This is a genomic window from Halorubrum tibetense, assembly GCF_042661865.1.
Lineage (GTDB): Archaea > Halobacteriota > Halobacteria > Halobacteriales > Haloferacaceae > Halorubrum > Halorubrum tibetense.
Map to the genome: position 1 here is coordinate 1 of NZ_JBHSWW010000067.1, position 10,748 is coordinate 10,748.

Annotated in this window: 10 protein-coding genes and 1 pseudogene; 10 read left to right on the plus strand and 1 reads right to left on the minus strand. The window is 66.3% G+C overall.

The annotated features are described in order from the left end of the window. The 5 genes and pseudogenes from ACFQEU_RS06630 to ACFQEU_RS06650 form a co-directional block, all read left to right on the plus strand. Positions 1-241, plus strand: a pseudogene (locus ACFQEU_RS06630) (aminomethyl-transferring glycine dehydrogenase subunit GcvPA); the annotation flags it as partial. Position 242: 1 nt separating this feature from the next. Next, a complete protein-coding gene (gcvPB, locus tag ACFQEU_RS06635; protein WP_379780495.1) occupies positions 243-1,676 on the plus strand; it encodes an aminomethyl-transferring glycine dehydrogenase subunit GcvPB in 1,434 nt (477 codons plus the stop codon). 119 nt (positions 1,677-1,795) lie between these two features. Beyond that, the gene (locus tag ACFQEU_RS06640) at positions 1,796-2,713 is read left to right on the plus strand and encodes a DUF1028 domain-containing protein (protein WP_379780497.1); all 918 of its coding nucleotides are present in this window, start codon (positions 1,796-1,798) and stop codon (positions 2,711-2,713) included. Between the two features lie 121 nt (positions 2,714-2,834). Continuing rightward, positions 2,835-3,320, plus strand: a complete 486-nt coding sequence (locus ACFQEU_RS06645) for a YbaK/EbsC family protein (RefSeq protein ID WP_379780499.1) — start codon at positions 2,835-2,837, stop codon at positions 3,318-3,320. Between the two features lie 100 nt (positions 3,321-3,420). Then, on the plus strand, positions 3,421-4,287 hold the full coding sequence (locus tag ACFQEU_RS06650) for a hypothetical protein (RefSeq protein WP_379780501.1): 867 nt from the start codon (positions 3,421-3,423) through the stop codon (positions 4,285-4,287). A 348-nt stretch (positions 4,288-4,635) separates the two neighbouring features. Here ACFQEU_RS06650 and ACFQEU_RS06655 read toward each other — a convergent pair whose 3' ends face one another. Beyond that, positions 4,636-6,153 (minus strand): HTTM domain-containing protein, encoded by a 1,518-nt coding sequence (locus tag ACFQEU_RS06655; RefSeq protein WP_379780503.1) that lies wholly within the window; start codon positions 6,151-6,153, stop codon positions 4,636-4,638. A 210-nt stretch (positions 6,154-6,363) separates the two neighbouring features. Between ACFQEU_RS06655 and ACFQEU_RS06660 the strand changes: the two genes are divergently transcribed. The 5 genes from ACFQEU_RS06660 to ACFQEU_RS06680 all read left to right on the plus strand — a co-directional run. After that, positions 6,364-7,746 (plus strand): metal ABC transporter substrate-binding protein, encoded by a 1,383-nt coding sequence (locus tag ACFQEU_RS06660; protein ID WP_379780505.1) that lies wholly within the window; start codon positions 6,364-6,366, stop codon positions 7,744-7,746. Positions 7,747-7,824: 78 nt separating this feature from the next. Continuing rightward, positions 7,825-8,568, plus strand: a complete 744-nt coding sequence (locus ACFQEU_RS06665) for a metal ABC transporter ATP-binding protein (RefSeq protein ID WP_379780507.1) — start codon at positions 7,825-7,827, stop codon at positions 8,566-8,568. Then, positions 8,565-9,782 carry a metal ABC transporter permease gene (locus tag ACFQEU_RS06670; RefSeq protein WP_379780509.1) on the plus strand — a complete coding sequence of 406 codons (1,218 nt, stop codon included), beginning with the start codon at positions 8,565-8,567 and terminating at the stop codon, positions 9,780-9,782. Before ACFQEU_RS06665 ends, ACFQEU_RS06670 begins: the two co-directional genes overlap by 4 nt. A 112-nt stretch (positions 9,783-9,894) precedes the next feature. Next, positions 9,895-10,179 carry a DUF7545 family protein gene (locus tag ACFQEU_RS06675; RefSeq protein WP_379780511.1) on the plus strand — a complete coding sequence of 95 codons (285 nt, stop codon included), beginning with the start codon at positions 9,895-9,897 and terminating at the stop codon, positions 10,177-10,179. Between the two features lie 146 nt (positions 10,180-10,325). Beyond that, a partial coding sequence (locus ACFQEU_RS06680) for a thiol-disulfide oxidoreductase DCC family protein (protein WP_379780513.1) occupies positions 10,326-10,748 on the plus strand: 423 nt, incomplete at its 3' end.

Genomic DNA, 10,748 nt, shown 5'->3' on the forward strand with positions numbered 1-10,748 from the left:
CGCGGCGCTCGCCGGGCGGATCGACGACCTCTCGGGCGCGAAAGCGCCGGTTCACGACCGACACCATTTCCGCGAGTTCGTCGTGCGGACCGACCAGCCGGCCGCCGCCGTGGCTGGCGACCTGGCGGACGAGGGGTTCGCGGTCCACGTCGTCGGGGAACACCTGATACAGGTGTGTGTGACCGACCTGAACGCCGACAGGGCCGACGGCCTCGTCGCCGCGTTCGAGGAGGTGATCTGAGATGATCCACGATCAAGCACGATACGCCCGTGAAGAGGGATCGGTTCGAGAGCCGCTGCTCTCGGAGAAGGGAGAAGCGACCGTGGACGTCACTGCGTCCTCGCCGCTCCCCGACGACCTCACGCGCGACGAGCTGACGCTGCCGGACGTCTCCGAGCCGGAGATCGCCCGGCACTACACTCGACTCTCGCAGATGAACTGGGCGATCGACTCGGGCCCGTACCCCCTCGGGAGCTGTACGATGAAGTACAACCCGAAGTTCACCGAGGACATCGCCGCCGACCCGAACGCGGCGGTCCATCCAGACCGCCCGGACCGGACCCTTCAGGGGAACCTCGAGCTACAGCATCGCCTCCAAGGGTTCCTCGCGGACATCGGCGGGATGGACGCCGTGACGCTCCAACCACCGGCGGGCGCGGCCGGGGAGTTCACCGGGATCCTGATCGCGAAGGCGTACCACGAGCGACACGGGAACGACCGGTCGGAGGTCGTCATCCCGGCGTCGGCACACGGGACCAACTTCGCGACGGCCGCGCTCGCCGGATACGACGTCGTCGAGCTCCCGTCCGGTGAGGACGGTCGCGTCGATTTCGAGGCCTTGGAGGCGGCCGTCGGTGACGACACCGCCGCCCTCATGTTGACGAACCCGAACACGGTGGGGCTGTTCGAACGGGATATCGAAGCGATAGCCGACCTCGTCCACGACGCGGGCGGACTGTTGTACTACGACGGCGCGAACCTCAACGCGCTCCTTGGCCGAGGCCGCCCCGGCGACATGGGGTTCGACGTGATGCATTACAACGTCCACAAGACGTTCGCGACCCCGCACGGCGGCGGCGGGCCCGGTGCGGGTCCCGTGGGCGTCACGGACGAGCTCGCGCCGTTCCTACCCGGTCCGCGGGTTCGGGAGTCGGAGACGGGAAGCGGCTACGAGCGGTTCACGCCGTCCGAGTCGATCGGAAAGGTCCACGGGTTCGAGGGGAACTGGCAGGTCCTCATAAAGGCGTACGCGTACATCGCACGGCTCGGTGACGAGGGGCTGTCGGACGCCGCAGCGAAGGCCGTGCTCAACGCCAACTATCTCGCCGAGCGGATCGATCTCGACGTGCCGTTCGAGCCGTTCCATCACGAGTTCGCGGCGACGGCGGGCGACCGGGATGCAGCTGACATCGCCAAGCGGATGCTCGATTTCGGCGTCCATCCGCCGACCACCAAGTGGCCGGAGATGGTCCCGGAGGCGATGCTGACCGAACCGACGGAGATCGAGAGCCGATCGTCGCTCGACGACCTCGCGGCCGCGTTCAACGCGGCGTACGCGGACGATGACGAGTCGCTCGAAACCGCGCCCAACCGGACCGCCGCCGCCCGGATCGACCAGGCCGACGCCGCCCGTAACCCGCGGCTCTCGTGGCAGGCGCTCGACGAGGACGCGTAACCGCGCGGCACGGCGGATCCGCGACCACCGACGGTACACCAGATTCGCGACTGCCGACGATGTGCCACCCGACTGCCGCCGCCTGAACGCTTTTGTCTACGGCGGTCGCCGGATCCGGCATGACCTTCTCGATCGTCGCACACGACCCTGAAACGGAAGCCGTCGGCGTCGCCGTCCAGTCCAAGTTCGTCAGCGTCGGCTCCGTCGTTCCGTTCGCGGCCGCGGACGCGGGCGCGATCGCAACGCAGAGCTTCGCGAACGTCGCGTACGGCCCGGACGGACTCGACCTGCTCCGCGAGGGGTACACCGCCGCGGAGGCGATCGACGCCCTCGTCGAGGACGACGAGGAGGCGGCGAGCCGGCAGGTGGGCGTCGTCGGCGCGGACGGATCGATCGCGGCGTACACCGGTGATGATTGTCTCGATGTTGCCGGCGACCAACAGGGAGAGACCTATACGGTCCAGGGGAACATCTTGGAGAACGAGGCCACCCTGACGGCGATGGCGGAGGCGTACGAGTCGGAGGATGGCGACCTCCCGGAGCGGTTACTCGCGGCGCTGTTCGCGGGCGACGAGGCGGGCGGTGACTCGCGCGGGAAACAGTCGGCCGCGCTGTACGTCGCCAAGCCCGACGGGGGGTACGACGGCCGGAACGACCGGTGGATCGACGTCAGGGTGGACGACCACGAGGACCCGATCGCGGAGCTCGAACGGGTGTTCAAGCTGTACGACGTGACGCTGCTCTCGCGGGCGGAGCCGGACGACCCCGTGTCCGTAGACGGGGATGTCGCCGAGGCGGTGACGGGAACGCTCGCGGAGCTCGGGTTCGTCGACGGCGAGCCGTCCGCGTCGTTCGGCGAGGCGGAGCGCGACGCACTGGAGTCGTTCCGCGGGGTCAACAACTTCGAGAACCACTCGCTCGCGGCGTTGGAGGACGCCATCGCTCACGGGTGGCCGGAAACGGACCCCGCGGCCGACGGGGAGGCTCGGCTGATCGACGCTATCTGGCACGGACTCGGACGCCTTCCGCGGGAGTGAGCGAGGGGAGCGTCGGTGAGCCGAGGAATCGAGCCTCCCCGTACCCGCGACACGGTAGAGCGGCGCGTCCATATCTACCGCGTCCGGGGGGTTGATACCGACAGGCGGCGCTGTACGCCCCATGCACGAACGAGCGGCGGAGTTCGCAGCGCGCGCACGCGAGCGGTACGACCTCGATGTGGACGTGTCCGAGTTCGAGACGGGGACGAAAACCGCGGCGGCGGCTGCGGAGGCGGTCGGCTGTGAGACCGCGGCTATCGCCTCCACCATCGTGGTGTCGCTCTCGGGGGGCGAACACGACGGGGCGCTCGTCGCGGGGATCACGAGTGGCGCGAACCGGCTCGACCTCGACGCCGTCGCGGGCCACTTCGGAGCCGACGAGGCGTTCATGGGCGACCCGGACCGGATCCGCGAGACGGTCGGCTGGAGTATCGGTGGCGTCCCGCCGCTGTGTCACGACGCCGCGCTCCCGACAGTGATGGACCCCACCCTCGCGGGGTTCGACACCGTTTACGGCGCCGCCGGCACGCCGAACGCGGTGTTCCCTATCGAACCGGAGCGGCTCGCCGACCTCGCGGGGGCGACCGTGGTCGATCTGACCGAATAGTCGCCGGCGATCGGGTACGCCTCCTCCCGTCTCGCATTCTATATTAACCATCTCTTATTATATAACAACACTTTTCTATTAATCAGCGTTAGTGGGAGTGATGACAGGAACACGGCGAACGATGCTGAAACGCGGTGCCGGACTGCTGGGAGTCGGTGTGGCGGCGTCTCTGGCCGGGTGCTCGGACGAGGAAGCACCGGAGACGGACGATGGAGGCGACCCTGGTGGGGACGGCTCCGCCTCGATGACCCTCTTGGTCGAGGGCGTGGGTGGTCACGATCACGACGACGACCACGACCACGACGACGACCACGATCACGACGACGATCACGACCACGACGACGACGACGACCACGACGACGATCACGACCACGACGACGATCACGACCACGACGACGACGACGACCACGACGACGACGACCACGACGACGACCACGACCACGACGACGACCACGGCGAACGCGTCTCACAGGCAGTCATCGACGAGGCTTGCGGACACATGGAGTTCGACGAACCCGAATCCCTCGTCGGTGGCGGATCCGCCGAGGAAGCAACTGTAATCGATGCAACTCACCAACCGTTCGATGTCTCTGTGGAGGGCTCTAGCGCGTTCATCGCGTTCGACGCTGAGGCCTATGGCGATACCGACGACCACGACGACCACGATCACGACGATGATCACGACGACGAGCATGACGACGACCACGACGACGAGCATGACGACGACCACGACGACGAGCATGACGACGACCACGACGACGAGCACGACCACGACCACGACGACGATCACGACCATGGCGGCGGCGACACCTTCGGGTTCTTCACCACCGGCGGCTCCGTGACGGTCCACGAGGGGCACACGCTCCACGAGCAGGAGGGCGTCGAGACCTGTGCCGATATCGAGCGTTACGTCGTCGCCGAGGCGGACCACGGCCGCGTCCTCGTCGAGCTGACGCTCGACGCCTAACGGGGTTCCCGCCTCACGACCCCGCGGTTAGTCGTTGCCGAAACGCGTCGCACTTTCGCCCCGGTTTCGATACCGGTTAGACGCGAAGATTCCGTTGAACATCCGTTCCACGGACGACCACTGGACCGGACCAGTCGGTCGTTGGAGAGTGCGTCCCGATCACCGACGGGAGTCGGTGTCTCGAACTGCTGGAACGGTCATTTATCCGGATCGAACGGTGTCGCTGGTGGCTAGTTATCGCTCGTCACGGGCAGAGTGGCCATCTTCAGACGCTCACCATACTGTACCGTGAGCCTCTCTCATGGATGGCACGATAGTCGAGAGCCGGTCTCGATCGCTAATAAGGACTCAGCTGCCGCACTCGTGCCGATAGAAGTGGGTCCGATCGGTTTCGCGGTCACTCGGGTCGTCGATCGTCCCGAACGTTATCCGCTCCGCAACCTCGAACATACTGATGTGTGAGAGATCGATGTCGTACGCCTCGGCGTACGTCCGACAGAGATGTTCGCCGTAACTGGCCGTGAGGTCGCCGCCGACAGACCCGCGCCGGACGCTATTCATGAAGAACCGCATCCGATAGGTGTCGTGTTGTTTCTGGAGCTGATCTCCCGGTCGATCCCACGTGAACGCCCGGTCATTGAACACGTCGACCCGGTTGCCATCCACGGTTCGTCCACCAAATACGTAGTACCGATCCGTCGTTCGCGGCTGTGGAGCGAACACGCTCCACTCGGGCTGTCTGATACCGAGCGACTCCGCGACGAGATACACGTGGCTCCCGACAGTGTGCTGTTCAACCAGCGCGTTCACCTCGTCTTGATCGTACGTGTCGTCGGCGACGGCTCCGGCGTTGAGCAACGCCAGCGCGACAACGAGTAGCATTGCGCCGGCGACGAGCCAGATCGTCAGAGTCGACAGTACACGCGTTGTTCGGTCCATTCTCGACGGGACTCGGACCGCCGGAAGCGCCGCGGCAAGGGGGACGCCGACGGTCGTTCGTACTCGCGTCTCGACCGTGGCCGGGTCGACCCTGAGTCGACGGGCGACCCGTCCGGCATCGCGCCAAAACGCCGACTGGAGGAACAGCGTCAGTCCGGCGATAGCGACGTACGCGAACGCCCCGATCCGCACCGTGACCGCGAACGACGCGTGACCGAGGACGAATAACGCGACCATTGTGATCCGGGGCCGACCGTGGAGCAGTACCAGCAGGAACGAGCCGAGCAGCATGGAGAACCAGACCAGTCCGCCGTATCCGACGAGCGTCGGGAACGCTCGCACGAAGTCACCGAGCAGAAACGTCATCTCGTCGATCCCGAAGACGAGCGGCGCGGCGTCGCCGCTGCGCCACGTCTCGGAGGTCGCCTTGTGGACGCCGTTGAGGAAGTACATAAACACCATCTGTGCCATCGCCAGCCCGGTCGCGACGCCAGCGACGGTTCGACGTCTCGCCCCGTCCGCGTGGAGCGCGTCGACCGACCACCGTTCCCCCAACGGGAGGAAGACCGCCCAGAAGAACAACAATCGAAACAGCGTGTCCGCGTAGCTCAACACGAACGGGTTGTGGTGATCGAGTGAGACGACGAACAGGAAGGAGATCACGGTCGCCGCCCGGGTCCGATACCCGACGACGAGCGCCAGCGCGAACATTCCCTGAAGCAGGAACAACGCCGCGATGAGCTCCGGCTCCGAGACGTAGTAGTACACCGAGAACGCGTGCTCCGCGGCTCCCCGCTCGGCAAGCGACTGCGGAACTACCCCGTCATCCGTGTAGTAGAACCCGAAGTTCCGCGCTCTCAGAAGTAGGTCCGCGATCACGAGCAGGCCGAGCAGGATCCTGAACGCCGCGAGTGATCGCGCGTCCACGGAGACGCAGCCGATCAGATGTCCACGAAGTCGGTGAAGCGCGGCCCGTGGCCCGACGGACCACGGTCGATCGGATCCGCGGGTCATGCTGGCCTCACCCGTGACGGGACACGCGAACATCTCGACCGACGTCCACGCCCGTCCATCTAGTTAATAATCAGGGCCAAGAGTATAATAACGCTTTTATCCGAATGGGACTAAATAACGGATATGAAACTCTCCAGACGAACGGTTCTTCGCTCGGGAGCCGGGGTCGCGGCCGTGGCGGGCCTTGCCGGCTGCACCGCCCTCGGGAGTCCGTTCGAGGGTGACTCGGAGCGGGCCGGGTACACCGCGTTCTTTACGATCCAGGACTGGGCCGAGCACGTCGCGGGTGACGAGTTCGAGTTCACGAACCCGATCTCCGTCGGTCAGATGGGTCATGGGTGGAGTCCCGACGGTGATGTCGCCCGTGATATCGCGTCGACGCGGGCGTTCATATATCTGGACACCCCGGAGTTCTCCTGGGCACAGGACGTGGCTCGCGAGCTCCAACGCGACTACGACGACGTGGCGACGTACGACCTGCTCGACGGGCTCGGGCCGTATCTTATCGGATTCGACTCGGGGGCGTTACCGGGGTTCGACTATGGCCACGACTACCCACTCGAGTCGCTTCGGCTCGACGAGTTCGACATCTACGACCTGCGGTCCGACGACCAGCTCGGCTACTGGCACACCGAACACTGGCACGGCGGTATCCCGGACGTTCCCTTCGACGCGACGGTCCCAGTCGGGATCGTCCTTGAGGACGACCAAGGACGGGTGGTGCCGCTGGGCGAATCGGAGCGCTACGCCGTCGACGCCCGGATCGCCGACGGGGAACCGGCGATCGTCGATATCGAGGCACACGGTCGCCAGGTGGAGTTCACGGGTCTCGAAACCGGTCGAACCGCGGTTGTATTCGAGATCCTCGACGACGGCGAGGTCATCTACGACACAGCGGACGAACCCGCCGCGTTCGACGTGATCGAAGCCGGCGAGTCCGGCGCGACCGAGTTCCATGACCCACACGTCTGGACCGATCCCGTGCTCGGCCAGCGGATGGTCGGAAACATCCGTGACGCGCTCGTCGAGCTCGACCCGGACCACGCCGACACGTACGAGGCGAATCACGACGAGTACGTCGGGCGGATGGACGAGGTTGACGCCGCGTTCGAAACGCTCTCCGACGATGCCGAGCGCGATGTCGCCGTGTTCGCCGGTCACGACTCGTTCCAGTACATCGAACGACGCTACGACTTCGAACTGCGAACGCCGACCGGGATCTCGCCGGATGCGGCCGAGTCGTTCGAGGACATCGCCGGCCTCGTCGACGTCATCGAGGAGCACGACATCCATACGGTCTTGTACGACCCGTTCGAAGCCCCCGATCCTGAGACGGATGTCCCACAGATGGTCGAACTCCTCATGGAGAACACGGACGTGAACAACGCTGAGATGCTCACTCCGGCGGAGGGAACGACGCCGACGTGGGCGGAAGACGAGTGGGGCTGGATCGAACAGATGCTGGAGATCAACGTCCCATCGCTCCGGACGGCACTCGATGCGTAGGCCTACTACGCGGCCACTCGAGTCGTCCACTCCGTGGCGGGAGTGTGGCCCGGAGTCGTTGCGCCCGTGGGGGTCGCGATGAGCCGCGTGATCGACGTGGAAGACGTCACGTTCGGATACGGCGAGACGCTGGCTGTTGACGACGTGTCGCTTTCGGTTGAGGCGGGGGAGTTCCTCGGGCTGATCGGCCCGAACGGCTCCGGGAAGACGACCCTGCTACACCTGATGCTCGGGCTCCACGAACCCGACGCGGGACGAGTGTCGCTGTTCGGCGAACCCGCCCACGAATTCGACGAGGGCGAACGGATCGGCTACGTCGGTCAGCGGGCGTCGGACCGGGGAGACGCGATGCCGGTCACGGTCCGGGAGACGGTGCTCATGGGACGGTTCGCACGCGCGGGTCGCTCGCGGCTCACCGACGAGGACCGGGCGATCGCCACCGAAGCGATGCGAACCGTGGAGATCGAACCGCTCGCCAATCGTCGCGTCAGCGCGCTCTCCGGCGGTCAGCGCCAGCGGGCGTTCATCGCCCGTGCGCTCGCCTCGGAGGCGGACGTGCTCGCGCTCGACGAGCCTACGGTCGGCATCGACGCCGACTCGCGGGACCGGTTTTACGACCTCCTCGACGAGCTGAACCGCAACGGGATGACTATCGTCCTGATCGAACACGATATCGGGGTGCTCACGAAACACGTCGACACCGTTGCCTGTATCAACGTGGACCTCTACCACCACGGCGACACGGTCTCGTTCCTCGAAAGCGACGCACTCGCCGACGCGTACGGTCGAGAAAGCGGGATCATCGAACACGACCACCAATGACTGAGGAACACGACGATCGGGGCAGTCCGGCCGACAGCGAGCGGGGCGATGGCGAACCGACTGTCGACGGCGGGGCCACGATCCACGCCGCCGTCCAGGACGACGGTCGGGCCGCCCGAGATGACACGGCGGCAGCCACGATCACGAACGTCGGGGGGTCGACGCGGGAACGACTCGAACTACTCGGTGTCGTGCTGGTCGGCGTCCTCGCGACGGGGATGCTCGCGTTCATCGCGCTCGACTGGCTCCGTGACGCCCCCGGAGCGGTCGGCACCGTTACCGCTGGTTGGTTCGCCGGGTTCCTCGTGATCGGTGAGTGGGCGGACTTCTATCTCGGTACGAACGTCTTCCGGCACCCGTTCGTCTGGCGGGCGGCGGCGACCGGTGTGCTGGTCGGCGTCGTCGGCCCCGTCGTCGGCGCGTTCCTCGTGCACCGCCAGATGGCGCTGATCGGCGAGACGCTCGCACACACCGCGTTCGCCGGCGTCGCGTTCGGGATGTTGTTCATAGCGCTCGGCGCGGGGCTCGCGGGTGGGGCAGTCGCTGCGTTCGGGTCGAGCGGGACACTGCTGATCGTCGCGTTGGTCGTCAGCGCGACGAGCGCCCTCGGCCTCCAGTGGTTGACCGAACGCACCGATAGCTACGGCGACGTCCCGATCGCGATCGTCCTCACGGGGAGCTTCGCGGTGGGGACCCTCGTCATCAGCTGGAGTCGGGAGTTCGTCGCCATCGCGATCGATATCGAGGACTTCCTCTTCGGGAGCCTCGCCATCGTTACCGCGACCGGCGCGCGACTCGTCGCCGTGCTCAGTGTCGTCGTCGTCGCGCTCGTCGCGTACAACTACAAGCAGTTCCTCTTCATCACGTTCGACGAGCGTGCCGCGCGCGTCGCTCGGCTGAACGTCGACCGATACAACGCGCTCCTCATCGTAATGACCGCGACGGTCGTCGTGGGCGCGATGCAGATACTCGGGGTCATTCTCGTCGCCGGGTTACTCGTCATCCCCGTCGCGGCCGCCTCACAGCTCTCACGGAGCTTCCGCGAGACGGTTTACCTGTCGGTGCTGATCGGACAGGTCGCCGTCCTTGGGGGGCTCGCCGTCGCGATCGGCGCGAGCCTTCCACCGGGAGGTTCCATCATCGTTATCGCCATCGGCGTGTACCTCTTGGCTATCCTCCTCTCCGACCGGTCCGCGTCCATCTCTATGCACTGAGGTCGTACTCGGATGGCTTCTCTCATGCGATCGTCGGGCCGGACGGTACGAAGCGCGCGTCGCGGTGATCCGGATTCCACACACCCTTAGGTACGCGGCGTTATCTGGGTGTATGGGAGCCACCGAAACCTACGTCGTAACCGGCCCGGACGGAGAAGAAGAGTCGTTTGAACTGCCCGCGGGGCTGGTCGACGTGCTCAGCGAACAGGGCGAGCCGTCGACCCGCGTCGTCACCGATGTCGTCGTCCAGGCGATGGCCCAGCAGGCGCACGTGATCGCTCACCACAGCGAGGGCGACGTCCCCGAGGACATCGCCGAGATGAACGAGACCGCCGAGGAGCTGTTCGAGGAGCGGTTCGGCCAGTCGCTCCAGGACGCGCTCGGCCACTCGCACTGAGTCGCCCGGCCGTCCTAGAGACGAGAGACGGTCGTGTTCGCTCGGCCGAGAACCGACCGCGTCCGCCCGGCCGAGAGACGGGGGCGCTCGCCCGACGTGACCACCCTGACCTGCTTTTTAAGACGTGCCGACCCGTAGTATGTCGTATGAGTAATACATCGGACGCGCCCGTCCTGATCTTCGACGGCGACTGTCCGTATTGCTCGATGGCGGCGGTCGCGCTCCGCCGCCTCGACGGCGTCCTCGCCGTGCCGTGGGAGGCCGACCCCGTCGGTCCGTTTCTTGAAGCGCAGTTCGGCGCGCGGCCGTTCGCGATGGTGCTCGTTGACCCGAGCGAGGAGCGGGTCTACGCCGGGAAAGCCGCGGCCGAAGAGCTCGCCGACCGCGCGGGGACCCCCGGGATCGTCGGCGGGCTGGTGCGGGACAACTACGACCGGATCGCGAGCGCGGTCGGGACGCTCTCCGGTCGCGGTCGTGACCCCGACGACTTCCACGACACGTACGAGCTGACGGCCGAGGCGGCCCCGCTGGTCGACTCCCTCCGGCCGGCCGCGAGTGACCCGCCGGAC